Below are 22557 nucleotides of genomic sequence, written 5' to 3' on the forward strand. Positions count from 1 at the left end.
TGTATTTCACATTTTTGCTCTTCACGTTCCCGTTCGTGCGTTCGACTATTGGTAATGAGTGAGAGAGTGAATACGAGCGGGAGCGAGCAATGCGTATTCTGCGGCCATCGCGTGGAAACAGTACTCATGAAAGAAGTCAACTCACGAAAGAAGTTAACGGCGAACGCTGGGGAGAGTTCATCCGGAATTCCCCGTCCACGCGCGGAGATTATAAGTTACTTTGCTCCGACCGCTAAACGCTGACGGCGAGGCAACGCCCGACGCGACGATTTCACTCACGCCACTCCTTATGACTCCGGTTCTGGCTGTCACGAACCGTTAGCGAAAACATGAGCGAACCGGTTCGGCGACGAGAACGAGTAGCAACGGGAACGAGTGGCACGCCCGATGGTTCACACAGACCGCCGTTGAACGCCGCAAAAGAAAATCCTTAAAACTCCAGCGAGATTTCGTTCGGGTATGGCTGATACAATCGAAGTCCTCGTACCCGGAGGGCAGGCCAACCCCGGCCCACCGCTCGGCCCGGAACTCGGCCCAACCGCGGTCAACGTGCAGGAAGTCGTCAACGAAATCAACGAACAGACTGCCGCATTCGACGGCACCGAAGTTCCCGTCACCATCTCCATCGAGGAAGACGGCAGTTTCGAACTCGAAATCGGTGTCCCGCCGACGGCGGCGCTCATCAAGGACGAAGCCGGATTCGAGACAGGCAGTGGCGAACCGCAGAAGAACTTCGTCGCTGACCTTTCCATCGACCAAGTGAAGAAAATCGCGGAACAGAAACACCCCGACCTCCTCGCCTACGACACGAAGAACGCGGCGAAGGAAGTCGTCGGTACCTGTGCCTCGCTCGGCGTCACCATCGAAGGCGACGACGCGCGAGAGTTCAAAGCGAAGGTCGACGCTGGCGAGTACGACGACGCACTCGAAGCCTAATCCGGGTTATTCCTTTCGAAGTCAGACGAACAGCAGGAGTAGCGAATAGCTACCAGCGCCGACTGTAAACGTCCAGAAACGACTTTTGCGCTCCTCGGGGAGTTCTTCTTTGATGACGTTGAGGATGATGCCACCGGCCAAAAACGCGAACAACGTATTTACGAGGGGCTCATCGATTTCCGTGGCGTATCCAATGGACCATCCGATGATGACCGCTCCGGCGAGCAACCAACGACCGAGCCGATTGTAACTCTCCTCGTGGTCTTCTCTGAACCCGACATCGTTGACGACGAAATGCAAACCCATCGCGACGGCAAAGAGAACGAGATTTACCGCCCCCGGTTCCTCCTGATGCACGAGTAGATAGCCGATGAGTCCGTTGTAAGCCGCGAAGGAACCGATGTGAATCACAAAGACCGCATTCTGTTGCCTTTCGGGTTTGTCCTCGGTCACTCTCACGAGGCGCTCCAATCCGTAAAAAAAGATGAAGCCGACCAGTGCAACGAGATAGACGTGTCGTTCGATAAACTGCGTCAAGAAGGTGACGTACTTGAGAACCGTCTCGCCTTCGCCCAACTCAGGGAGGATGTGGACGAAAACGTAGGCGACCGATGCGCCACCCGCTACGGAAAGCCACCGACTCCGTGGACTCGAACGTAACGACCGCACGCTTCCTGCCACGAGATGTACCAGCGCGAGGAGAAGCGCCAACAGACCCGAAAGGGAGACCATATGGAATAGGTTAATTCGATAGCATGACACAAACCGGTGTCGGTGAGTACCACAACGCGTACTGGTTCGACGGGTTTAAGTTCGACATGCGTCAATTTCCGGTGAGACAGGCATCGCCTGTTTCACTGACCCGTAGGAGCATTCCTGCGTACTACGGAGGTGAACGATGGCAGATAATGAGATAGAGCAAGCAGTCTCTCGCGCACTCGAGGACTCCCCGGAGCGGAATTTCCGCGAAACGGTTGACCTCGCGATTAACCTGCGCGACCTCGATTTAAACGATCCGTCGAATCGTGTAGACGAGAGTATCGTACTCCCGTCAGGAACTGGACAAGAAACCCAAATCGTCGTGTTCGCGGAGGGTGAAACCGCCCTCCGCGCCGAGGATGTCGCGGACGACGTTCTCGGTGGCGACGAGTTGGAAGAGCTGGGTGACGACACCGACGCGGCAAAAGACCTTGCCGGCGAGACCGACTTCTTCGTTGCTGAGGCGTCGATGATGCAAGACATCGGTCGATACCTCGGTACCGTGCTCGGTCCACGCGGTAAGATGCCGACGCCGCTTCAACCCGACGACGACGTCGTCGAAACCGTCAACCGGATGAAAAACACCGTCCAGCTTCGAAGCGGTGACCGACGTACGTTCCACACGCGTGTCGGTGCAGAAGACATGTCGGCGGAGGAAATCGCCGACAACATCGACGTTATCATCCGGCGTCTTCACTCCAACTTGGAGAAAGGCCCGCTCAACGTCGATACGGTCTTCGTGAAGACGACGATGGGACCGTCCGTGGAGGTGGCCTAAGATGTCCGCAGAACGGAAGACCGAGACGATTCCGGAGTGGAAGCGCGCGGAAGTCGCCGAGTTGACGGATTTCGTCGAGAACTACAGCAGTGTCGGCGTCGTCAACATCACCGGCATCCCGAGCAAACAGCTCCAGAACATGCGTCGCAGTCTCCACGGGAGCGCGGAACTCCGCGTCAGCCGAAACACCCTCGTGGAACGGGCGATCGAATCGGTCGGAAGCGGCTTCGAAGACCTAGAGGAGTACATCTCCGGACAGGTCGGCCTTATTGGAACGAACGACAACCCGTTCGGCCTATACAAGGAACTCGAAGAATCGAAAAGTCCGGCACCGATTTCGGCGGGCGAAATCGCCCCGAACGAAATCACCATCCCGGAAGGTGACACGGGCGTCGACCCCGGCCCATTCGTTGGTGAACTCCAGCAGGCCGGTGCCGCCGCACGGATCATGGATGGCTCCATCCACGTGACCGAGGACAGCCTTGTCGCGGAGGAAGGCGACGAGGTTTCCCAAGAACTCGCAAACGTGCTCGCCGAACTCGGCATGGAGCCGAAAGAGGTCGGTCTCGACCTGCGCGCCGTCTACTCCGACGGCGTGATGTTCGAGTCGGACGAACTCGCCATCGACGTGGACGAGTACCGCGCGGACATCGAGCGAGCGGCCGCCTTCGGTCGCAACCTCTCCGTCAACGCGGTCTACCCGACCGAACAGACCGTTCCCCTGCTCGTCTCGAAGGCGACTGGCGAGGCCAAGAGCCTTGGTCTTCAAGCCGCCATCGAGAGCCCGGATCTCGCTCCGGATCTCGTGAGCAAGGCGGACGCACAGGTTCGTACCCTGGCTGCACAAATCGACGACGAAGACGCACTCCCCGAGGAGCTTCGCGGAATCGAAGCACCTGCCGCGGGCGGTGCTAAGGAAGAAGAATCGACTGACGAAGAAGCAACTGACGCCGAGCCCGAAGACGACGATGACGACGACAACGATGATGAAGACGCAGGCGGAGAAGGCCTCGGCGCAATGTTCGGATAACTAACAATGGAATACGTTTACGCTGCACTCATCCTGAACGAATCGGGCGAAGAACTGAACGAAGAAAACCTCACCAACGTGCTCGACGCCGCCGGCGTCGAGGTCGAAGAGTCCCGAGTGAAGGCGCTCGTCGCCGCACTCGAAGACGTCGACATCGACGAGGCCGTCGAACAGGCCGCAGCCGTCCCCGCCGGTGGAGCCGCCGCAGACGGTGCCGCAGGTGGCGACGAGAGTGGCGACGAAGGTGTCGAAGAGGAAGAGGCCGCTGAAGAAGAAGAAGAAGACGACGACGAAGACGAAGAGGCAGGCGGCGAAGGCCTCGGCGAACTCTTTGGTTAAACGGCAACATCAAACCAGTTTTTTTCTTTCGCGTGCAAATCGGACAGCGACGGCTGTGGGGTGGTACTGTCGAGAGGTCACAAACGTTTAAATACGAATACGGAACTAGTCCGCCTCGATGGAGGTGTTCGGAACACGATTCGTTGTAGCTCCGGCAACGACAGCGACAGCACTCGCGTTCATTCTTGGTGGCTCGGAACGGTGAGCGGACTGACGCCGGGGATTCACGTCAACAACCTCGCCCTACTGCTCGTATCGGCGGCCCCGGCGATACCCGGATCACTGGAATTCGTCGGTGCATCGATGCTGGCCGCGGGGGTCGTCCATTCGTTTCTCGATGTCATACCGACCCTTGCGCTCGGCGTTCCAGACCCGGTGATCGCGGTGTCGGCGCTTCCCGCCCATCGACTCGTCATCGAAGGCCGTGGCCGCGAGGCGATTCGCCTGTCTGGCCGTCGCCTTCGCGGTTCCACTTGCGATTCCGGTGACGAAGGTGATGACGACGGCGTACCCGTTCGTTCGACGAAACCTGCCGTTCGTTCTCGTCGGGGTCGCAGGATTTCTCATCGTTACGGAACCCGCAATGCGTGGAAAAGTCGGTGGCCTCGTCGCGTTCTGTGCGAGCGTCGTTCTCGGCGTGGTGACGCTCGACCTATCTCCCGCCGCACCGCTGGACGCGGGTGGCGTTCTGACACCGCTGTTCGCCGGACTGTTCGGTGCCCCGGTACTGGTCGATGCGATGGATGGCGCGGGCATACCGGAACAGTCAGATGCGGGGCTCGCCACCGCACGCGTGGATGTCGTTCTGACGGTATTTGCCGGTGCGATTGCCGGGGCAATCGTCGGCTATCTCCCCGGCGTTTCGAGCTCGATTGCCGCCGTCATCGCGCTCGCACTGGTTCCCGGGCGTACCGGGGCACGCGGATTCGTCGTCGCAACGAGCGGCGTCAACACGGCGAATACAGTTTTTGCGCTGTTTGCGCTCGTCGCCCTCGGCACACCGCGAACCGGCGTGATGGTCGCTCTCCGAGAAACGAACACGCCACTTCACTTCTCGACGCTCCTCGTTAGCGTCGCGATTGCCGGAATCGTCGGGTTCGTCCTCGTTCTCGTGCTTGGCGACTCCTACCTCCGAACGGTCGGACGGGCGGATTACCGAAAACTCTCGGTCGGTGTGCTCTCACTGCTGGTCGTGGCGTCGTTCCTGTTCGCGGGTATCGTCGGTATCGGGATCTTCCTCGTCAGCGTGCTCCTCGGACTGCTCCCGCCGCGAGTCGGTTGTCGTCGCGTTCATGTGATGGGCGTGTTGATGGGCCCGCTCGCTCTCGGCGGATAGCTGTCGAAAAAAGCCGTGGCGGAAGGCACACGAGGAGTGTATTGCGCGAACAGGTCGCGGAGAAAGACCGGCGGTTAGGCCGCGTCGAGATTCGCCCACGCGTCCTCGACGTAGTCGCCGGTTTCTGCGACGATTTCCGCCCATCCTTCCGTGTCGGGTGTCATCCCGACGAGACGAGCGATTTTCATGATGCTGACGTGGTACACCGTTTGTACGCCCGGTTCTTCTTCCCAAACAACGACGTTGCAGGGGAACAGCGCGCCAATTTGGTGGTCGCTTTCATCGAGCGCTCGATTCGCCATCGACGGGTTGCACGCGCCGAGGACGTGATAGTCGTCCCGGTCGGCATCGATTTTCTCCGCCAGCAATGTCGAGGGGGAGAATTCGGTCGCGACGCCAAACCCCGCGTCCGTGAACGCCTCGCGGACGTGCTCGACTGCTGCTTCGTGTTCCATGTTCAACGTCGTTCGCTTTTCGCCGATGTCGTCACCGTTCAACTTCTCTGGATCGATTGCGAGGCTCATACAAAATCGCATACTCAGCGGTTGATAAAAGGACTGTTGTCCGAAAAGCACTCTCGGCGAATACTGGCCCATAACTTCGAGGCAGCGGCCGACGAACGTGTTGTGTACGGCAAACACTTGGCTGTCCAGCGCGACTGCGGTTCCACACGTCTCGCCGTGGATGAAATGCATCTCGACGGCGTCGTCGAAACATCGAATTGTACAGTCCAGCAACCCGTGAATGTAGAGAACTTCTTGATGGGCTTTTTCCGATAGCTTCGAGACGCACGTCGCGAAGGACGTTCACGCGTTCTCGTTCGTCGTACGCGTCAGCAACGTCATCGCGGATGTACAGCAAGTCGGACACCTCGTCGTCGTAGTACAGCACGCTTCGAGGTGGTCACCGACTCGATCCAGTAGGAACGTGAACAACTCTTTGGATTCGGTGGCTGTCCCGGTCATGAGAATATCATGTGTTCGCACGACGACAGCATTAATCTTCCTCAGATTATCCCAGATGAAAATCAGTCCGAGAGCTCTCGAATGAGGGTGTTTTGCAACGATTCCCGTATCCGATGGCTGGCTTCCGCATCGGTGATGACTTCGATGACCTGTGTTCCAGCGGTGTCGAGGGACGTTTGGAACTGTTCTCGGAACTCGGAAAGCGTCTCTACACGGTCGAAATCGAGGTCGTAGAGTCCCTCCGTCGCTTCGAAATCGAGGCCGTGTGGCGTCCTGAACTGGCCGGTGAACGGCGGGTCGAACGATTCGATGGGTAGCGTGTGGAAAATCCCCCCGCCGTCGTTGTTGATTTCCACGATGGTTGCGTCGACGCCACAGCGCGCGAGTGCGAGCAACCCGTTCATATCGTGATAGTAGGCGATGTCGCCAGTGACGAGCACCAATGGGTCATCCGTCGCGCTACCTGCCCCGAGCGCGCTACTGGTAATACCGTCGATACCGCTCGCGCCGCGATTGCCGAGAACCGTCACGTCGGCGGAGCGCGGTTTCCCGAATCGGTCGATATCACGAACGGGCATGCTGTTCGAGACGAACAGGGTCGCCGGGTCGGGGGCGAGTTCGGCGACCGACGAAAGGACGCCACCTTCGAAATCCTCGTTCGTCCCTTCGACCAGTTTCCAGTGGCACGATTCTGCGCGTTCGAAGCGAGCGAACCAATCGTCGTTTTTGGTTTGCCCTGTGAGTTCGTCCGCCAACCGTCGGGCGAACCGCGCCGGGTCGGCCACGACGAGGTCGGTCGCCGTGAACGTTGCTTCGCGCCAACCACCCGCCGAATCGACGAGGAACTGCCGCGCAGCAGTTCGTTCGAGATACTGTCGGAGCACCTTCGAAGTCGGCGATGCGCCGAACCGAAGGACGACATCCGGGTCGGGCCACTCGTCGGTCACGTCCGAAATGAGGTAGGAATCGTAGCCACCGACGACCGTTCGGTCGTGACCGAATCGGTGGCCCGATAGCGGGTCGGCGAGAATCGGGAATCCTGTTTCGTCCGCCAGTTCCGAAAGCGCGCTTCGTGTTGGCATTGGTGCGTCGGCAGGACCAACGACGAGCAGGCCCCGCTCCGCGTCGGAAACCGCGTTCGAGATTTCGGCGAGCGATGCGGAATCCGGTTCAGGGACACCTTGGGATACGTGGACGAACGGGCCCTCCCGTCCCGTCCCGGCGAGTGGATGCTCGTCCGCGAAATCGTCGGGAACGTCGCCGGAAACCTCGGTCGGTTCGAGCGGTTTTCGGAACGGGAAGTTGAGGTGCACCGGGCCGGGCGGTGTTCCGGTAGCCGACCCGAGTGCGCGTGCGGCGGTCGTTCTGAGATATCGGAGTTTTCGTGGTTCTGCCGCCGGTTCTGCGATATCGGCATACCATCGAACCGCATCCCCGTACAGCTTCTCCTGGTCAACCGTCTGGTTCGCGCCGCTGTCCCGAAGCTCAGGCGGACGGTCTGCCGTGCAGACGAGCATCGGCACTCGTGCCCTGTCGGCCTCGATAATTGCCGGATGGAAGTTCGCCGCTGCAGTCCCCGAGGTGCAGACGAGTGGCGTCGGTTTCCCGGTTCGCTTTGCCCGACCGAGCGCGAAGAAGGCCGCGGAGCGTTCGTCCAAATGCGAGAACACCTCGATGTCGTCGTGGGTCGCAAACGCGACCGTTAGCGGTGTCGAACGGCTACCAGGAGCGAGACAGACCGCGTCGACGCCGCCTTCGGCCAACTCGTCCACGAACGTATCGGCCCACAGCGTGTTTCGGTTCGGGTGGCTCATTCGAGTTCGTCCAATATCGGCAGGAATTTCAACTGTACCTCGTCCCACTCGTCATCCGGGTTGCTGTCGGCGACAATGCCGTTGCCACCGAACAGCGTCACGCGCGAATCAGCGGCGACGCCGGAGCGAATCCCGACTGCGAACTCCCCATCGCCGTCCGCATCGAACCAACCGACCGGTGAGGCGTACCAGCCACGGTCGAACGTTTCCGTCTCGCGGATGGTTCGTTTGGCATTTTCGGGTGGCAGACCGCCGACAGCGGGCGTCGGGTGGAGGGCTTCGACCACCGACAGAACGTGTTTGTCACCGTCGAGTTCGGCCGAAATCGGTGTTTGCAGATGCTGGATGTTCGAGAGGCGTTTGAGCCGCCGGTCGCCGACGAGAACAGAGGAAGCGAGGGGTTCGAGTCCGTCGCGGATCGTTTCGGCGACGAGTTCATGCTCCTCACGGACTTTCTCGCTGTCGGCCAACTGTTCCGCGAGTTCGTCGTCTTCTTCGGGGGTTTCGCCTCTCGCAATCGACCCGGCGAGCGCCTCCGTTTCGACGGTCTGCCCTGTGAGCGAAACCAGACGTTCGGGCGGCGCGCCAAAAAATCCGCTGTCAGTGGAGGGTTCGAAGAGGAATCGATAGCAGTCCGGATAGGACGTTCGCAGTCGTTCGAGGGTGTCCAGCACGGCGATTGGATTCTCCAGTTCGACTTCGAGTGCGGTGGCGAGTACGACTTTCTGTAGCTCCCCGGCCCGGATTCGCTCGGTCGCTCGCCGCACCTGTTCGCCCCACTCTTCCCGCGAAGTGGTGTGACGAGTCGATTCGACGCCCGGTGCCTCGCCGCGCGGGCGCATCTCGGGCAGTTCGGCCAGTTCAGCTCGCAGGTCGGTTAGCGTTGTTTCGATTTCGTCGCGCGTCGCATCCCGGCACGAAACCGTGAGCCACGTTTCGGTGTCCGTTCGAGTCAACTGAACGCGTGGGAGGACGAACTCCGCGCCGGGGAACCCATCCCACGGCGGTGTCGGTTCGTGTTCGGCGTGAAACGAGAACCCTCCGAACAGTCGCGGGCGTGTAGCTTCGGGCCCTCCGTCCGAATCGAGCGACACGAACAGGTCGCGCGCTTGCTCGCGGACGGAGTCGAAACGAGATACCCTGTTGGCGGTGAGGCGAGCGACGGCACCACTCGCGGCGATTTCGAGTCCGTCCGGGGTCGTCCAGTAGATTCTCGGTGCCGGCCGCCCAGCGAGAAACGAGCGAAACGAAACGTCGGATATTCGGCAGGATCGGGTTGCGAGAGAGGTACCCGCCGACAGTTGACCGTCACGGTGCGGTGGCATTGAGAGACAACTCAGGAGCGATAACCCTTCAGCCTAACTATATCGCTCCTCATTCCATGGATTTGCCGTATTAGAATAACCTCTTCTTTCCCAGTATCCGCGTTCAGACTCGGTGAGGAACTCGATTCCGTTCACCCATTTTGCCCCTTTGTAGGCGTATTTGTGGGGCGTGAGTACTCGAAGCGGGCCACCGTGTTCCCGGGGAAGCGATTCGTCGTCGTATCCCCACGCGAATAGAACTTCGTCGCGCATGCAGGCAGAAAGCGGGAGGTTCGTCGTATACTCGTCGAGTGCGGAGAACATTACGTGAACCACGTCGTCTTTCACGCCCGCCAGTTCCGCGAGGGTGGTGAACGTCACGCCGGTGAATGTACAGTCGAACTTGCTCCAGCCTGTGACGCAGTGGAAGTCCTGTCGCTGTGTTTCGCTCGGCAGGTCGCGGAACCCGTCCCACGAGAACGTCAACTCGGTTTCGACCGCGCCCGTCACGGAGAACTCCCACGTCTCGGGATTCCAGTCGGGCGTGCTTCCTTTCGAGAGGACGGGAAACTTGCTCGTCTCCCGCTGTCCCGGTGGCAATCGCTCGCCGTCGTACTCTTCGTGGAGATGCGTAACGTCCCTAACGCTCATGTCCGAACTCTGGGTGAGCAAAAACGTCAGTCTAACGACTGCGGAGAGGTATGCGGAGGGAAAACTAATCGGAAAGTGGTGCCAGTAATGTATGGTTATCCGCGCGTAATCTTCATATCTCGCTTCGAGAGGGCGGTACTCACTGAATAACAAAGAACGGCGTGGCGTAATCGACTGACGCATGTCCGAGACAGAGCAACAAACGAGAATGCGGGAGCGTCCAGCGATGGAAGCCGCAGAGGAATCGACACGAGACGTAGCGATACTCGCGTCCGGGGTATCAGTCCTTCTCGCATGGCACCAATTTTTCATCAGAGGGAATCGAGAACGCGGTCTGTTTATCGGTCTGTGGCCGCCGACCATCCTCGCGTTCGCCAGCTATTTCAACCAGAAGCGGATGGAACAGCGCCTCGAATCGCTGAAGCCTAGCAGTATCATCGACTCGCTCGACCAGATGTTCGGTAACCGGTGAGCGCCAACGGAAAATTTTCCTTTTTTCAATACCCTCGCCCAGAGGGGTTTCAAAAAATGCAGATATTTCTGTTTGGTCTCGAAAAATGAATTTACAAAACAAAAAGCTACGTTTCACAACCGTCGTACTATCTACCCGTCAGACTTAAGAACACCCCTCCCGAAGCCTGCAACTGTTCCAATGCCAAAGGTAGAGATCACCGTCCCGGAGCACCTCGAAATGCAAATCGCCCAGATGGTCGAACAGGGCGAGTTCGTCAACCGTGAAGAAGCTATCGAGGACTTGCTCGCAACCGGTCTCAAGGCATACAAGACGAGTGGGCCGATGGACAACGACCGAGAACCGGGTCTCGAAGATGAGGGGATGATGGGGCACGAAGACGAGTACGTCTTCTAACGCCGTTTTCGCCTCAACGTGTGAACAGTTCTCAGAAACTCTTAAACCGAATAACTACCAATGCGCGATTATGCATAAAGACGACCTCCTTGAGCTTCACGAACAGATGGTTACCATCATGGAGTACTTCAAGGAGCAAAACGACATTCCGAACGGTTCGTTCGAAGCGTACGACCAACTGGACGTTGACCCCTCGCACGTACACAAATCCAAGAGCGAGCACAAGCACGCCGTTTTCGTGCTCGGAAACTCGCTAGCGAGCGTGATGAGCGAGGACGAATTCAGTGAAGCCGGTCGAATCGGCAAGCGAATGGAAGAACTCGCGGACGACGCCGAAAGCAAAATCTGATTTTTCGGGCGTAGCGACGTGCAGATTCGAGTTCTCGGTACGGCACAGGACGAAGGTATCCCTAGATGTGATTGTGAGTGCAATCAGTGCACATCGGGCGTCGTTCGCCACGGACCAGCAATCAGCCTCGAAGCGGACGACGCGACGATTCTGGTTGATGCACCGCCCGACATCAAGCGGGCGATTGGGTTATCGACGGTCGATTCGATAGTCCTGACGCACGCCCACGTCGGTCATTACGGTGGCCTGTTTTATCTCGGACGGGAAGGATACGACACTGACCGCAAACCGATCTACTGCTCCGAAACGATGGCCGACTGGTTTCGGGACGGGAACAAAGCCTACTATCATCTCGTCGCGCGCAAAAACGTCGAACTGCGGCCGTTCGTTCCCGACGACTCGTTCGAAGTCGGCGGCGTGACCTGCCACCCGATTTCCGTCCCGCATCGGAACGAAGATGCCGACACGGTCGGATTACGGTTCGAAGACGGTGGTTCGTCGTTCGTCTACATTCCGGACATCGATTACTGGACACCGAAAGCGGAGCGCATGGTTGTGGAAAGCGACGTTGCACTGGTCGATGGAACGTTCTTTTCGATGAGCGAAGTCGATGGCAGGGAAGTTCCCCATCCGCCGATTCCGGAGACGATGAAGCGGTTCGAGGGCTGTGACACCGAGCTATATTTCACGCATCTGAATCACACAAATCCGGTCGCCAATTCGACCTCGTCGGCCCACCGAAGCGTGGTCAAAGCTGGATTCAACATCGCGATTGATGGACAAGTAATTTCGATGAGGTGCATCTGACGGACGTACTACGGCAACCCGAAACTATTTGAGGAGGATTCCGTTTTGACGTAAATATGGATGCGCGCACGGTCGAACAGATAACCGATTGGGATTCACGTCCCTTCTACGGAGGCTTCGACGCACTCCGAGATCTCGCCGACGCCGAATTTTCCGGTGCCGTCAAAGCGGGCGGCGCGTGGCTCTTCATGTTGAACGGCCGCGTTGTCGGCGTTTATGACGGCGAACTCGCCGATTTCGGGGATTCGGATGGAACAGTCTTCGAAGCACCACACCCCTCACTTCCGCTGTTGTTCAGTATGCAGAAACACGGTGGGAAGACGCAGGCGAAATACTACACCAACGATACACCCCTCGCCGAGGCGACTGACACACTTGCTTCGAAGAACTTCACGGGATACGTCGAACTCAGCGAGAACGTCCTGAGCGGCGACTACTACGTCGTCTATCACTCCGGGCGCTCTATGAGTGTCGCCTACGTCGGCGAAAGCGAAAAGCTGCTAACCGGCGACGAAGCGTTCGAACGCGCGAACGACGAAGTCGGCATTTACGAAGTCGTCGCCGCGGATGTGGACATCATCGACATTCCCGAACCCGAAACACCGTCCGAGCCGGAACCGACACCGACCCCGGTCGAAGAGACTGGTGAGACAGCGGACTGGACGCAAGAAGCGTCGGAGGTCTCACAGCCGACGCCAAGCGCGGGTCAATCGGCGAACGCAGAACCACAGTCCGCATCGTCCGCGCCGAGCGAGGGACAGCCGACCCAGTCTTCCCAGCCAGCACGATCGGCCCAAGCGTCCGAGCCGACTCCATCAGGGACGACCGCTTCCGAAGCGCCACCGAGTCAGCGGCCTGCTTCGGAGACGGAGCAAGAAACGGAACCGACTCCGCGACAACCACAATCGTCAACGTCGGAGAGCGAGACGGAGGATACGCCAGTTACGTTCTCGGACGAACAACAGTGGCGGGAGACGACGACGATTCCGTCGCTCGACCCGGACAAAAGTAGCTCCACGAAATCGCGCGAAACCGGTGTCAAACAGCGACGAAATACGCGACAGCCACCACAGAGACAGCCCAAAAGCCGTGGCGCTCGTGACGGTTCGACCCGGTCGAAGGAGTTGGAAGCCGAACTCGCCGCACGTGCGGAGAAAATCGAAGCGCTTCAAACGAAACTCAAGAGTACCGAGGTCGAACGTGACGAACTCAGAAAGGAACGCAACCGCCTCCAGAGTGAACTCGAAAGTTTGCGTGCCGAACTCGAAACGGTTCAGCAAAACAGTCCCGGCGCGACCGCGGAGCGACAGATAACGCCGCAGCAAGCGCTCTCGGAGACGAACCTGTTCGTTCGATACGGGTCGAAAGGAAAAGGGACGCTGGCCGATGCGGCGGCGGGCGACACAGACCGAGAGACGGTCGAAACCAACCTGAAACTCGAACACCACACGCAGTTCGACGTGGAGGGCGTCGCCGTCGATGGGCAGGAGTACGAGACGTTTCTCCACGAGTCGATGGAGTACCAGTTCGTCTCGTGGCTCGTCGTCGACCTGCTGTACGAAATCTTGGAGACCGGCCACCAGCGCGGACTGAAAGACCTCTTCGATGCGATTCAGCAAATCGACCGAGCAGAACTTCACGGCAACCTGACCGCGGAAACGGAGGAGGGCGAGGAGGGCGAGGTGTCGTTCGACGTTATCCTTCGCGACCGAATGGGTAACCCGCTCGTTGTTGCGAACATCAACGACTCGCGCGACCCGGCGACCGGCGAAATGCTCGGGTCGCTCGTCGATGCGTCGAGCGACGTCGCCACCGCGAACAACGAACTCAGTGCGGCGTTCCAGGTCACGAAGAGTTTCTTCGAACCGGCGGCGTTGGAGACGACGGAGGACGCAACCAGTGGCGGGCTGCTGACGCGTGAAAAACGAGAAAGTTTCGTCAAGCTATCCCGTAAGCGGGGATATCACCTATGTCTGGTCGAATCGCGTAACGGCGAATTCCACCTAACTGTTCCAGAACTCTAAGCTTCGGGTTTTTCGCCGATTTTCATCGTGTCGAGTTTGTCGGTAATCTCCGACAGTTTCTCGTCGAGTTCGGCGACGAACTCCTCAGTTCGGTCAGTCGTAATTGCGCCCTGATTCGAGGGCGAGATGAGATTTTCTTCTTCGAGGACACGGAGAGAGTATCGAACCTTGTGGTGTGGGTAGCCCGTCTCGTTCGACATCTTGACGATGCCGATGGGCTCGTTTTCGATAACCATCTTCAGGACCTGCAAGTGGCGTTCCAGCATATCGACTTCCTTCTCCAGTCGATCTATCATGGCATGTGTTAACTTGTCTTTGAACCTTTTAAAGGTTGTTGTCCGCATCGCAAGCAGAAGTGCAGAGAAGGGTTTTCCAGTGAGACGAGTTAACACTTCCGGCTTTCGGACGAGAGTATCGCCGAAATTGCAAAAAATCGACCATCGACAACTCGTCGATATACATGTTCGTGTATTATCCTGCTTCGAAGACCGTAATCGGTTTAGGAAGTGCGCAAGAAGAGATTTCCGGTATGACCGTAACTATCGTCGGTTCGCAACTCGGCGACGAAGGCAAAGGTCGCGTCGTCGACCTCTACGGCGACGCCGCTGACGTGGTCGTTCGCTATCAGGGTGGCGACAACGCAGGCCACACTGTCGTCGAGGACGGTACCGAATACAAACTCTCTCTCGTTCCAAGCGGGGTCATTCGGGGGAAAGTCGGTGTCCTCGGAAACGGCTGTGTCGTCAACCCCGAAACGCTGTTCAGTGAAATCGACGCCCTCCGCGAGCGCGGTCTCGAACCGGATGTTCGACTCGCACGACGCGCACACGTCATTCTTCCGTATCACCGCGTTCTCGACGGCATCGAAGAGGACGTAAAGAAAGACGACGACCTCGCAGCGGGAACGACCGGCCGCGGTATCGGCCCAACCTACGAGGACAAGGCAGGTCGACGCGGTATCCGAGTCGGCGACCTCCTCGACCCCGACGTGCTCCGCGACCGACTGGAGTACGTCGTCCCGCAAAAGCGCGCGCTGGCCGAGGACGTGTTCGGCATCGAAACTGGCGAGGAGTTCGACGTGGACGCCCTCTACGAGCAGTACAAAGCGTTCGGCGAGCGCATGAAAGACGAGGACATGACCGTCAACGCCGGCGACTTCCTCGGCAAATACAACGACGGCGGCAAGAACATCATGTTCGAGGGCGCGCAGGGAACGTCCATCGACATCGACCACGGTATCTACCCCTACGTTACCTCCTCGAACCCGACCGCTGGCGGTGCGGCAACCGGAACCGGTCTCGGCCCGGGCGTCGTCGGACAGGGTGAGGTCGTCGGTATCGTGAAAGCGTACCTCTCGCGCGTCGGTACGGGACCGCTCCCGACCGAACTGCACGACGAGACGGCCGAATACATCCGCGAGGAAGGTGGCGAGTTCGGTACCGTCACCGGCCGACCGCGAAGAATCGGCTGGCTCGACATGCCGATGCTCCGCCACGCCGCACGTGCAAACGGATTTACCGGCATCGCCGTCAACCACCTCGACGTGTTGGCGGGTATCGACGAACTGAAAGTCGGCCACAGCTACGAGTTGGACGGCGAGGAACTGTTCACGATGCCCTCCACGACGGAACGCTGGGGTCGCTGTGAACCGAATCTCAAGAGCTTCGAGGGCTGGCCGGAAGTGGACTGGAGCGAAGTCGTCGAGCAAGGTTACGACGCTATTCCGGACAACGCACGTGCCTACCTCGATTACATCAGCGACGAACTCGACGCGCCCGTCTACGCCGTCGGTGTCGGTCCGGGCCGAGAAGAGACCATCGTACTGACGAACCCGATGGAATAACCGCTCGCAATCGTCCCGTTTTTCCTATTCGACCGCGGTGAGGTAAATCGCGGCGAGTGCAAAGCCAATTCCCGCGACTTTTCGCGCCGTGAACGGCTCGTCCAGAAACATGATTCCGATGAGGGAACTCGTCGCGATGAAGAGTCCGAAAATCGGCACGACGATGCTGACCGGTCCGGTTGACAACGCACGATAGTAGGCGAGGATACCGATGGCGAGGGAGACGCCCGCGCCATACATGTACGGTGCCTTCTCGCTCGTGAGGTACGGAACGATCTGTTCGCCTTCGTATATCGTGACGGCGAGGGCCGCGATAACCAGCATCGTGTTCGCCACCACCGCGGCAACTGTATCCGGAATGTCCTGCGTCGCGGTGCTGACGAGTGGCGGGAGTGCTGTGTAACCGATCAGGGCGATGACCGCCCAACCGATGTAGTTCATGGGAGGAATTTCGTCCCAGTGGTGAGAATCGTTTCGAAACCGGCTAGCCCGAACCACCGAACCCGTCACGCTTTTGCCCCATCCCTTCGTCCACCCGGATATGAAGAAATCCCTGATGGACATCATCTGCTGTCCGCTGGATAAACAGGAACTCGAACTCGACGCTCGACAGGAAGAGGACGAAGAGGTCATCTTCGGGACTCTTACCTGTACCCAGTGCGGCGAACGGTACCCTATCGAAGACGGAATTCCGAACCTTCTTCCGCCGGATATGCGCGAAGCCTGAACGTTTTTGTACTGGTAGAGAGAGGACTGTATCGTGTCTGAGACGGTATCGGTTCACGTCAATCGCGATGGCCTCCATCATATCGACGTAGCGCAGTCGTTCGAAACCGACGGCTCGTTCACCATCGCGCTCAAAAACCACGGAGCACCGATCCATGCCCATCTTCATCTCGACGACGACCTCTCGGAAGTCGCGTCACTAGGTGCGACGAACCACTACGTCAAAGCCAAAGACATCCGTCACGTCCCTGTGACGGTCCACGATGCTCCTGCTCACGGAAAGCTCAAAATCGTCACCGGTTACGGGGCCGAAACGACGTATGTGGACACGAATATCCTCGAACCCGAGGAACGAAGCAGTTCGATTCCGGTAGACGAGGCACTCTCGAAACCACAGGGGGGTCGTCCCACGGAACCAAGGCAGGGATCGAAATCGACGCAGTCTGACACGCTGAAGAACCTGCCGCTCGTTCTTCTCGGCCTTTTTGCACTGGTGCTCGTGGTCGGCGCGGGATTCCTCGTCGATAACGGCGTTGCACTATTCGGCGGCCTCGTGGTGATGATCGGTCTCGGCGTGGCAACGTACTTTCTAACACGATAATCGTGCCTCCCGAGGCATCGATATACCGTTTCGGTAATCGCATTCCTTTTGCACGCTCCCTTCGTGCACGTCGATAATGTCACTTGCCGAAACCACACGGGAGGCGGTTCGGAGTCGGCCGTTTCTCTACTCTGCCCTCCGCGCTGGAATTTTGAACTACACCGCCACTGCCCGATTCCTTTCGGACGAGGTCGGCGACGACACCGACGCGATTTCGACGGCACTGACGCGGTTTGCGGACGACGTTCCGGACTTCCACGCCGAGAAGCGAGACGTTCGTGTCGTTATGCAGAGCGGGCTCGGAATGGCGGACGACGACCCGCTGCTCGTCGTTGGGGATGCCGGATTTACCCCGGATTCGGGGTCGCTTACCGCGGTGATTGCCACAGGAAATGTCGATGCGGCAGCTCTCTCACACGTCCTCGCACGACTCGTAACGGACGGTATTTCGGTCATCGCGGCCGCAGTCGCCGAGGAGTCGCTCGTCGTGGTCGTCGAGCGACGGGACGGCGCAAACGCGGTTCGGGATGTCGAACTCGCACTCGACTCGGTGCCGGAACTCGGCGGACGATGACGCTTCCGACGATTTAAAACGGTTGCTGATACTACGCTTTCCCATGACACTCTCCGTAACGAACACCCTCTCGGGTGAGCGGGAATCGTTCGAACCGGGTGACCCCGAGTCGGTTCTCCTCTACTACTGTGGGTTGACCGTCTCGGACTACGCACACCTTGGCCACGCTCGCGGATGGATTCACACCGATGTGATGCATCGCTGGTTGGAACACCTCGGCTACGACGTGCGCCACGTCGAGAACTTCACGGACGTGAACGAGAAAATCACGGCACGCGCAGGGGAAGATGACCTCGGCGACGACGAAAGCGAAGTCGCACACACCTTCATGACGGAAGTCATCCGCGACATGCGCGACCTGAACCTGAAGCGAGCGGACGTGTATCCACGGGTTAGCGAACACGTCCCGGAAATCATCGACCTCATCAAGACGCTAGTCGAGAAAGGATATGCGTACGAATCGAACAGGTCGGTCTATTTCGACGTGACGACGTTCGAGGATTACGGAAAACTCTCGAACCAGCGAGTCGAGGAGATGGAATCGCAGGGCGATGACGAAGCGGACGAACGAGGCGAGAAGCATAACCCCGCGGACTTCGCGCTCTGGAAGGCGAACGGCGTGGACGAAGGGTCTATTGAGGAACACCGAAACGCGGACACGGAGTACGCGGTTTCCAATCCGTCGGGCCAGACGTGGGACTCGCCGTGGGGCGAAGGTCGCCCGGGGTGGCACATCGAGTGCTCGGCGATGAGCATGAAACATCTCGGCGAGACCATCGATATCCACGTCGGCGGGCAAGACCTCGTCTTCCCGCACCACGAGAACGAGGTGGCACAGAGCGAGGCCGCCACCGGCCACCAGTTCGCCCGGTACTGGCTTCACGTCCGTCTGCTCGAAACCGACGGCGAGAAGATGAGTTCGAGTCTCGGGAACTACTCGACAGTTCGTGGCGCGATGTCGGAAATCGGCCCGAACGCGGTTCGGATGTTCCTCCTCTCGACCTCCTACTCCAATCGACAGACGTTCAACGACGAGACGGTGAGCGAGGCAGTTGACCGTTGGGAACGGCTTTCCGGCGGCTACGAGCGCGCAGTGGACGCACTCGATAGTCCCGACGCCCGAACCAAAGTCGAGGACGACGACCTGCGCGAGGAAGTCGACACCGCTCGGGACGAGTTCGAGTCGGCGATGAACGACGACTTCAACACTCGTCGCGCGCTGGCGGCCCTGCTCGAACTCGTGACAGCGGTCAATCGCCACGTGGACGACCACGAGGAGTACGACTACGACGGGCTCAATCGAGCGGTCGAGACGTTCGAGGAGTTGGGCGGCGGCGTCCTCGGATTCGCGTTCGATAGCGAAACGGACGGCGACGTGCGACTCGCGGAAGACATCGTGGAACTCGTCCTCGACCTGCGAGAACAGGAACGCGGTGCGGGCAACTACGAGCGTGCCGACGAGCTTCGAGACGAGTTGGAAGCGTTGGGTGTCGAAGTGCAGGACACCGACTCAGGGCCGTCGTTTACGTTCCCGTAATCGGCGTAACCCAACCTCGAACCCACGCTACAGTCGTCGGTTTTATACGCCGGGATTGTGTACTGGGTTTCGACATGGCACGCAAACTACTCGCTGGCACGTTTCTGGCAGTACTCGTCCTCACGAGTGGCTGTCTCGGATTTATTCTCGGAGATACGTTGGCGTTCAGCGCCAACAAAGCGACTGTCGGCGACGGGACGCTTTCGGATACGAAGTACGAAAAGGCGAACGAAAAGCAACTGGAGACGAAGCGGTCGTTCGAAGTCGCGGGAGAGAGCCGCGAGGTCAAGGTGACGAACTGGGTCACCCAGTACGAGAAATCCATCGGCATTTCCGGCGTTGCCGAGGGGACAGTGGCGCAAGTCACGGTACTCAGCAGTCCAACGTTCGAAATCGCTGACGAGCCAATAAACCCGATTGCGCGCTACAACAACAAACAGTTGGTCGAGAAGTTCGTCTCGAAGTACGGCAACGTCAACGACGTCCGGGAAACCGGCGCGAAAAACGTGACAATGCTCGGAACCGAGACCAAGGTCTCGATGTTTTCGGCTGAAGCGAAGACGAACGGCGCGAAGGTCGAGGTGAACATCCACGTTACGAAGGTCGAACACGGTGACGACGTGGTGGTCGTGATGGGTGTGTACCCGAAACAGCTAGACGAAACCGAAAACGTCTATCGACTCATCGAGGGCGTCGAACACGAAAAGTAGCCACCCCACGCCGAGCGACTGCCGGGCAATATTTTTTCTTCTTGCTTCTGGTATGAACTGCATGAATCGTACCCCTCTCGTTGGAATAATTCTCACGGCTCTTGGGTTGCTAGGCTATCTAATCGGGGTTGTCACGCCGTATCCGGGACGAGCGTTCTCGATTACGGGAATGATGGTCGGAATCACGCTGATCGCCATCGGCAACGCGACGCAGCCGGAGGAATCGACGTGACAGTCGAAGCCCTCGCGTTTTCCGACGGAACCGTCGAGACGTTCGACGCCATCGAAACGGCCCACGAAAAACCCGGAACGGTGTGGGTGCGTGCGAGCGATGCGACCCCCGCGGAACTCGATTCCGTCGCCGACCTGTTCGACATCCATCCCCTCTCGGTCGAGGATATTCGAAACGGGGTTCGTCCGAAAACCGAGGAGTTCGATGGCTATACCTTCGTACTGCTCAAAACCGCCGAACTCGTCTCCGGCGATACGACGTTTCGAGAGGAAATCAGCGTCAAACCCGTCGGCGTATTCGTTGGCGAGGATTGGCTCGTCACCCTCTCGGAACACGACGTGGACGCCGTCAACCGAGTCTGGCAAGCCGCACTCGCCGGTGACCGGCGCGTTCTCGGTCGGGGGTCGGACTTCACCGCCTACCGAATCTGTGACGGCATCGTGGACGGCTATTTCGACGTGCTCGACCAAATCGAAGACAGAATCGAGGACGTGGAGGATGCGGTCATCACCGACACCAGCATCGAGACGTTGGAGTCGATAAACCGCGTCCGGCGAGAACTCCTCTCCTTTCGAAAACTCGCGTGGCCGACCCGCGAGGCGGTCGGCTCTTTGTCCCGAGGAGACCCCGAAGAAGTGCGCTTGGAGACGGAAAAATACTTCCGCGACGTGTACGACCACCTCGTGCAACTCGTCGATTTGACCGAGACCTATCGGGACTTGGCCAGCGGCGCGCGCGACATCTATCTCAACTCACTTTCCATCTCGACCAACGAGGTGATGAAAAAGCTCACCGTGGTCGCCACCATCGTCCTGCCGCTCACGTTCGTCGTCGGACTCTACGGGATGAATTTCCGGGATAGCCCGTACAACATACCGGAATTCGGCTGGACGTACGGCTATCCCGCCGTCATGATTGGTATGCTGTTCGTGACCGTGATTTTGGTGGCGTACTTCCGGAAGGAGGGCTGGTTGTGATGAGCACTCGGCGTAATATTCGCCTACCAGCCGTTGTCGATACGAGATAACACCCAGTTCGAGTACCGTATCGCCAGCCATCGAACCGCGAAGCTTCGTCTCAACCCGGATCGAATCCGCTTTACAGACCGAAATCGGACAGGTTAGCCTGCACGCCGGAGACCATCTCGGATTTCCTCCGAAGCGTGTTCATCGAAATCGGTAGTTCGGGGACGATGTTTCGAACCGCGGTGTGGAACGACTCGGACTCGCCGAATTCGCCGTCGAAGGCGTTTCTGACGCTCTCGCGCACCTGCCAGACGCCAACGGGTGCCCAGTAGTCGTCGCTGACCTCGCGGAGGACGAGGGCTTTGGCTTGCCGACCGATGTCTTCCAGATGTTCCAGCACGCCGAGTCGGGAGGCGTAGTACGCGCCCGCCGTCTCATCGACGTATTTCGTTCGGCCCTCGAATCCCTCGTGGGCGCTTCCCATCCAGATGTCGCCCGTCGTGGATGGATTCCAGATGCTCCCCGGCGCTTTCATCTCCACCAGTTCGAACTCCCATTGCCCCGGTGCGAGGACGACCCAGTAGCGATTGCCCATATACTCGTTCACCCACACCTGCGTCTCGTCGATGCTCGGGGTGTTCCGGATTCGACCGCGGAGGTATTGTCCGACCGTGTCGTCCACCGCCGTAATCGACCAGCGCGTCGGCACGAGTTTCCGGTTTCGTCCCTGTCCGAGCGCCCCAGCAGAGAGGACGTTGTTGATGTCGTATACGTCGAAGCCGCGACGGTAGAGATAGGTCATCGCGCCCTGTGCCTGCCAGTCGTCGTCCTCCAGCGTTTTCTTGACTGGACGCGGGACGTGGGGATTTTCCGCGAGATTCGCCGAGGACGCCCGGGCTGAGGGGCCGGTCGGCGTTGCGATGTCGTCCACGTTCACGTCCAAATCGAGCTTCTCGGTGAGCCCGATTTCCACGTCCACCGGACGGTCGGCGATGGCGATTTCGCGCTGGACGCCGACGAAGCCGTCCCACACGTCCTCGACGTTGACTTTCGCGGAGCGATTCGAATTCAGCAGGCCGGTTCGGTACTGGAGGACGTTGTCGATATCGAGGCCACGTTGGTACCAGTCGCCGCTCGTTGCGAACTCCGAGGCGCGTTCTTCTTCGCCAACCGGCGAGAGAATCCCAGTCGAGACGTTGGGGTACGACGACCGCCCAACGAACACCGAGGGCGAGGTGCTTCCGAACAGCGAGTCGCCTTGTGCGACCTCGGAAAACCGGTCTTCGAAGTCGTCAACGTAGTCCAGAATCTCGTATGACTTCTCCTCGGCGAGACGGCGGCGGCGCTCTTCCTCGTCCGGCCGCAGGTCATCGATGTACTCGTCCAACCGCATTCGGTCGAGTTAGGGA

General features: G+C 59.0%; 26 protein-coding genes and 2 pseudogenes. 18 read left to right on the forward strand and 10 right to left on the reverse strand.

Annotation, left to right across the window (positions count from 1 at the left end):
- The first annotated feature begins 459 nt into the window (after positions 1-459).
- A complete protein-coding gene (locus ACN2TU_RS04085; RefSeq protein ID WP_435153194.1) occupies positions 460-936 on the forward strand; it encodes a 50S ribosomal protein L11 in 477 nt (158 codons plus the stop codon).
- Between the two features lie 21 nt (positions 937-957).
- On the opposite strand, the gene ACN2TU_RS04090 is transcribed toward ACN2TU_RS04085, so the two are convergent.
- Positions 958-1668 carry a hypothetical protein gene (locus tag ACN2TU_RS04090; protein ID WP_435153195.1) on the reverse strand — a complete coding sequence of 237 codons (711 nt, stop codon included), beginning with the start codon at positions 1666-1668 and terminating at the stop codon, positions 958-960.
- Positions 1669-1834: 166 nt separating this feature from the next.
- Here ACN2TU_RS04090 and ACN2TU_RS04095 point away from each other — a divergent pair, with 166 nt between their 5' ends.
- The 4 genes and pseudogenes from ACN2TU_RS04095 to ACN2TU_RS04110 all read left to right on the forward strand — a co-directional run bounded on the left by ACN2TU_RS04095 (position 1835) and on the right by ACN2TU_RS04110 (position 5178).
- Positions 1835-2473 (forward strand): 50S ribosomal protein L1, encoded by a 639-nt coding sequence (locus tag ACN2TU_RS04095; protein ID WP_435153197.1) that lies wholly within the window; start codon positions 1835-1837, stop codon positions 2471-2473.
- A gap of 1 nt (position 2474) precedes the next feature.
- Positions 2475-3503 carry a 50S ribosomal protein L10 gene (locus ACN2TU_RS04100; protein WP_435153199.1) on the forward strand — a complete coding sequence of 343 codons (1029 nt, stop codon included), beginning with the start codon at positions 2475-2477 and terminating at the stop codon, positions 3501-3503.
- 6 nt (positions 3504-3509) lie between these two features.
- Positions 3510-3842 carry a 50S ribosomal protein P1 gene (gene rpl12p / locus ACN2TU_RS04105; RefSeq protein WP_435153201.1) on the forward strand — a complete coding sequence of 111 codons (333 nt, stop codon included), beginning with the start codon at positions 3510-3512 and terminating at the stop codon, positions 3840-3842.
- Between the two features lie 118 nt (positions 3843-3960).
- Positions 3961-5178: pseudogene (locus tag ACN2TU_RS04110) on the forward strand (tripartite tricarboxylate transporter permease).
- Between the two features lie 74 nt (positions 5179-5252).
- Here the strand turns inward: ACN2TU_RS04110 and ACN2TU_RS04115 are convergent.
- The 6 genes and pseudogenes from ACN2TU_RS04115 to ACN2TU_RS04135 all read right to left on the reverse strand — a co-directional run bounded on the left by ACN2TU_RS04115 (position 5253) and on the right by ACN2TU_RS04135 (position 9912).
- Positions 5253-5702: a DUF302 domain-containing protein gene (locus ACN2TU_RS04115; RefSeq protein WP_435153203.1), complete on the reverse strand. Its 450-nt coding sequence runs from the start codon at positions 5700-5702 to the stop codon at positions 5253-5255.
- Positions 5703-5831: 129 nt separating this feature from the next.
- A pseudogene (locus ACN2TU_RS26935) lies at positions 5832-6048 on the reverse strand (DUF7522 family protein); the annotation flags it as partial.
- Positions 5985-6143 (reverse strand): hypothetical protein, encoded by a 159-nt coding sequence (locus ACN2TU_RS04120; RefSeq protein WP_435153205.1) that lies wholly within the window; start codon positions 6141-6143, stop codon positions 5985-5987. The pseudogene ACN2TU_RS26935 and the gene ACN2TU_RS04120, both read right to left, overlap by 64 nt.
- A 62-nt stretch (positions 6144-6205) precedes the next feature.
- Complete coding sequence (menD, locus tag ACN2TU_RS04125; RefSeq protein ID WP_435153207.1) at positions 6206-7957, reverse strand: 2-succinyl-5-enolpyruvyl-6-hydroxy-3-cyclohexene-1-carboxylic-acid synthase; 1752 nt, start codon at positions 7955-7957, stop codon at positions 6206-6208.
- The gene (locus tag ACN2TU_RS04130; RefSeq protein WP_435153209.1) at positions 7954-9282 is read right to left on the reverse strand and encodes an isochorismate synthase; all 1329 of its coding nucleotides are present in this window, start codon (positions 9280-9282) and stop codon (positions 7954-7956) included. The genes menD and ACN2TU_RS04130 overlap by 4 nt, the downstream gene beginning before the upstream one ends.
- 33 nt (positions 9283-9315) lie before the next feature.
- Positions 9316-9912 (reverse strand): sulfite oxidase-like oxidoreductase, encoded by a 597-nt coding sequence (locus tag ACN2TU_RS04135; RefSeq protein ID WP_435153210.1) that lies wholly within the window; start codon positions 9910-9912, stop codon positions 9316-9318.
- 181 nt (positions 9913-10093) lie between these two features.
- Between ACN2TU_RS04135 and ACN2TU_RS04140 the strand changes: the two genes are divergently transcribed.
- The 5 genes from ACN2TU_RS04140 to ACN2TU_RS04160 all read left to right on the forward strand — a co-directional run bounded on the left by ACN2TU_RS04140 (position 10094) and on the right by ACN2TU_RS04160 (position 13960).
- Entirely contained in the window at positions 10094-10384 is a 291-nt protein-coding gene (locus ACN2TU_RS04140; protein ID WP_435153212.1) for a hypothetical protein, read from the forward strand.
- Positions 10385-10564: 180 nt separating this feature from the next.
- Entirely contained in the window at positions 10565-10780 is a 216-nt protein-coding gene (locus ACN2TU_RS04145) for a ribbon-helix-helix domain-containing protein (protein ID WP_066142210.1), read from the forward strand.
- Positions 10781-10850: 70 nt separating this feature from the next.
- A complete protein-coding gene (locus ACN2TU_RS04150) occupies positions 10851-11129 on the forward strand; it encodes a UPF0058 family protein (RefSeq protein ID WP_435153215.1) in 279 nt (92 codons plus the stop codon).
- Positions 11130-11147: 18 nt separating this feature from the next.
- Positions 11148-11936: an MBL fold metallo-hydrolase gene (locus ACN2TU_RS04155; protein ID WP_435153216.1), complete on the forward strand. Its 789-nt coding sequence runs from the start codon at positions 11148-11150 to the stop codon at positions 11934-11936.
- Positions 11937-11992: 56 nt separating this feature from the next.
- Positions 11993-13960, forward strand: coding sequence for a DUF7527 domain-containing protein (locus ACN2TU_RS04160; protein ID WP_435153218.1), 1968 nt, complete (start codon positions 11993-11995; stop codon positions 13958-13960).
- On the opposite strand, the gene ACN2TU_RS04165 is transcribed toward ACN2TU_RS04160, so the two are convergent.
- Complete coding sequence (locus ACN2TU_RS04165; RefSeq protein WP_266076468.1) at positions 13957-14256, reverse strand: hypothetical protein; 300 nt, start codon at positions 14254-14256, stop codon at positions 13957-13959. The two genes, ACN2TU_RS04160 and ACN2TU_RS04165, sit on opposite strands and share 4 nt — an antisense overlap.
- Positions 14257-14489: 233 nt before the next feature.
- Here ACN2TU_RS04165 and ACN2TU_RS04170 point away from each other — a divergent pair, with 233 nt between their 5' ends.
- Positions 14490-15803 carry an adenylosuccinate synthase gene (locus tag ACN2TU_RS04170; protein ID WP_435153220.1) on the forward strand — a complete coding sequence of 438 codons (1314 nt, stop codon included), beginning with the start codon at positions 14490-14492 and terminating at the stop codon, positions 15801-15803.
- Positions 15804-15827: 24 nt separating this feature from the next.
- Here the strand turns inward: ACN2TU_RS04170 and ACN2TU_RS04175 are convergent, their stop codons facing one another.
- Complete coding sequence (locus ACN2TU_RS04175; protein ID WP_435153222.1) at positions 15828-16244, reverse strand: EamA family transporter; 417 nt, start codon at positions 16242-16244, stop codon at positions 15828-15830.
- Positions 16245-16344: 100 nt separating this feature from the next.
- Here ACN2TU_RS04175 and ACN2TU_RS04180 point away from each other — a divergent pair, with 100 nt between their 5' ends.
- From ACN2TU_RS04180 to corA, 7 genes are all read left to right on the forward strand, one after another.
- Positions 16345-16530: a methytransferase partner Trm112 gene (locus ACN2TU_RS04180; RefSeq protein WP_435153223.1), complete on the forward strand. Its 186-nt coding sequence runs from the start codon at positions 16345-16347 to the stop codon at positions 16528-16530.
- Between the two features lie 33 nt (positions 16531-16563).
- Positions 16564-17130, forward strand: coding sequence for a DUF7524 family protein (locus ACN2TU_RS04185; RefSeq protein ID WP_435153225.1), 567 nt, complete (start codon positions 16564-16566; stop codon positions 17128-17130).
- 76 nt (positions 17131-17206) lie between these two features.
- Complete coding sequence (locus ACN2TU_RS04190) at positions 17207-17704, forward strand: DUF7523 family protein (protein WP_435153227.1); 498 nt, start codon at positions 17207-17209, stop codon at positions 17702-17704.
- Positions 17705-17747: 43 nt separating this feature from the next.
- Positions 17748-19241 (forward strand): cysteine--tRNA ligase, encoded by a 1494-nt coding sequence (gene cysS / locus ACN2TU_RS04195; protein WP_435153229.1) that lies wholly within the window; start codon positions 17748-17750, stop codon positions 19239-19241.
- Between the two features lie 74 nt (positions 19242-19315).
- The gene (locus tag ACN2TU_RS04200) at positions 19316-19951 is read left to right on the forward strand and encodes a DUF6517 family protein (RefSeq protein ID WP_435153231.1); all 636 of its coding nucleotides are present in this window, start codon (positions 19316-19318) and stop codon (positions 19949-19951) included.
- A 61-nt stretch (positions 19952-20012) separates the two neighbouring features.
- Positions 20013-20183, forward strand: coding sequence for a hypothetical protein (locus ACN2TU_RS04205; RefSeq protein WP_435153232.1), 171 nt, complete (start codon positions 20013-20015; stop codon positions 20181-20183).
- Entirely contained in the window at positions 20180-21160 is a 981-nt protein-coding gene (gene corA / locus ACN2TU_RS04210) for a magnesium/cobalt transporter CorA (RefSeq protein ID WP_435153233.1), read from the forward strand. Before ACN2TU_RS04205 ends, corA begins: the two co-directional genes overlap by 4 nt.
- A gap of 121 nt (positions 21161-21281) precedes the next feature.
- Here the strand turns inward: corA and nreA are convergent, their stop codons facing one another.
- Positions 21282-22541 carry a DNA repair protein NreA gene (gene nreA / locus ACN2TU_RS04215; RefSeq protein ID WP_435153235.1) on the reverse strand — a complete coding sequence of 420 codons (1260 nt, stop codon included), beginning with the start codon at positions 22539-22541 and terminating at the stop codon, positions 21282-21284.
- Between the last annotated feature and the right edge of the window lie 16 nt (positions 22542-22557).

The sequence above is a fragment of the Haladaptatus marinus genome, from assembly GCF_051194195.1.

Excerpts from the sequence above, each read along its gene's own strand:
- ACN2TU_RS04160 (WP_435153218.1), top strand. The coding sequence starts at position 11,993 with ATGGATGCGCGCACGGTCGAACAGATAACCGATTGGGATTCACGTCCC.
- ACN2TU_RS04140 (WP_435153212.1), top strand. The coding sequence starts at position 10,094 with ATGTCCGAGACAGAGCAACAAACGAGAATGCGGGAGCGTCCAGCGATG.
- ACN2TU_RS04145 (WP_066142210.1), top strand. The coding sequence starts at position 10,565 with ATGCCAAAGGTAGAGATCACCGTCCCGGAGCACCTCGAAATGCAAATC.
- ACN2TU_RS04170 (WP_435153220.1), top strand. The coding sequence starts at position 14,490 with ATGACCGTAACTATCGTCGGTTCGCAACTCGGCGACGAAGGCAAAGGT.
- ACN2TU_RS04135 (WP_435153210.1), bottom strand. The coding sequence starts at position 9,912 with ATGAGCGTTAGGGACGTTACGCATCTCCACGAAGAGTACGACGGCGAG.
- ACN2TU_RS04085 (WP_435153194.1), top strand. The coding sequence starts at position 460 with ATGGCTGATACAATCGAAGTCCTCGTACCCGGAGGGCAGGCCAACCCC.
- ACN2TU_RS04150 (WP_435153215.1), top strand. The coding sequence starts at position 10,851 with ATGCATAAAGACGACCTCCTTGAGCTTCACGAACAGATGGTTACCATC.
- ACN2TU_RS04165 (WP_266076468.1), bottom strand. The coding sequence starts at position 14,256 with ATGATAGATCGACTGGAGAAGGAAGTCGATATGCTGGAACGCCACTTG.
- rpl12p (WP_435153201.1), top strand. The coding sequence starts at position 3,510 with ATGGAATACGTTTACGCTGCACTCATCCTGAACGAATCGGGCGAAGAA.
- ACN2TU_RS04190 (WP_435153227.1), top strand. The coding sequence starts at position 17,207 with ATGTCACTTGCCGAAACCACACGGGAGGCGGTTCGGAGTCGGCCGTTT.
- ACN2TU_RS04100 (WP_435153199.1), top strand. The coding sequence starts at position 2,475 with ATGTCCGCAGAACGGAAGACCGAGACGATTCCGGAGTGGAAGCGCGCG.
- ACN2TU_RS04205 (WP_435153232.1), top strand. The coding sequence starts at position 20,013 with ATGAATCGTACCCCTCTCGTTGGAATAATTCTCACGGCTCTTGGGTTG.
- ACN2TU_RS04200 (WP_435153231.1), top strand. The coding sequence starts at position 19,316 with ATGGCACGCAAACTACTCGCTGGCACGTTTCTGGCAGTACTCGTCCTC.
- ACN2TU_RS04130 (WP_435153209.1), bottom strand. The coding sequence starts at position 9,282 with ATGCCACCGCACCGTGACGGTCAACTGTCGGCGGGTACCTCTCTCGCA.
- ACN2TU_RS04095 (WP_435153197.1), top strand. The coding sequence starts at position 1,835 with ATGGCAGATAATGAGATAGAGCAAGCAGTCTCTCGCGCACTCGAGGAC.
- ACN2TU_RS04175 (WP_435153222.1), bottom strand. The coding sequence starts at position 16,244 with ATGAACTACATCGGTTGGGCGGTCATCGCCCTGATCGGTTACACAGCA.
- cysS (WP_435153229.1), top strand. The coding sequence starts at position 17,748 with ATGACACTCTCCGTAACGAACACCCTCTCGGGTGAGCGGGAATCGTTC.
- ACN2TU_RS04180 (WP_435153223.1), top strand. The coding sequence starts at position 16,345 with ATGAAGAAATCCCTGATGGACATCATCTGCTGTCCGCTGGATAAACAG.
- ACN2TU_RS04120 (WP_435153205.1), bottom strand. The coding sequence starts at position 6,143 with ATGACCGGGACAGCCACCGAATCCAAAGAGTTGTTCACGTTCCTACTG.
- ACN2TU_RS04115 (WP_435153203.1), bottom strand. The coding sequence starts at position 5,702 with ATGAGCCTCGCAATCGATCCAGAGAAGTTGAACGGTGACGACATCGGC.
- menD (WP_435153207.1), bottom strand. The coding sequence starts at position 7,957 with ATGAGCCACCCGAACCGAAACACGCTGTGGGCCGATACGTTCGTGGAC.
- ACN2TU_RS04090 (WP_435153195.1), bottom strand. The coding sequence starts at position 1,668 with ATGGTCTCCCTTTCGGGTCTGTTGGCGCTTCTCCTCGCGCTGGTACAT.
- nreA (WP_435153235.1), bottom strand. The coding sequence starts at position 22,541 with ATGCGGTTGGACGAGTACATCGATGACCTGCGGCCGGACGAGGAAGAG.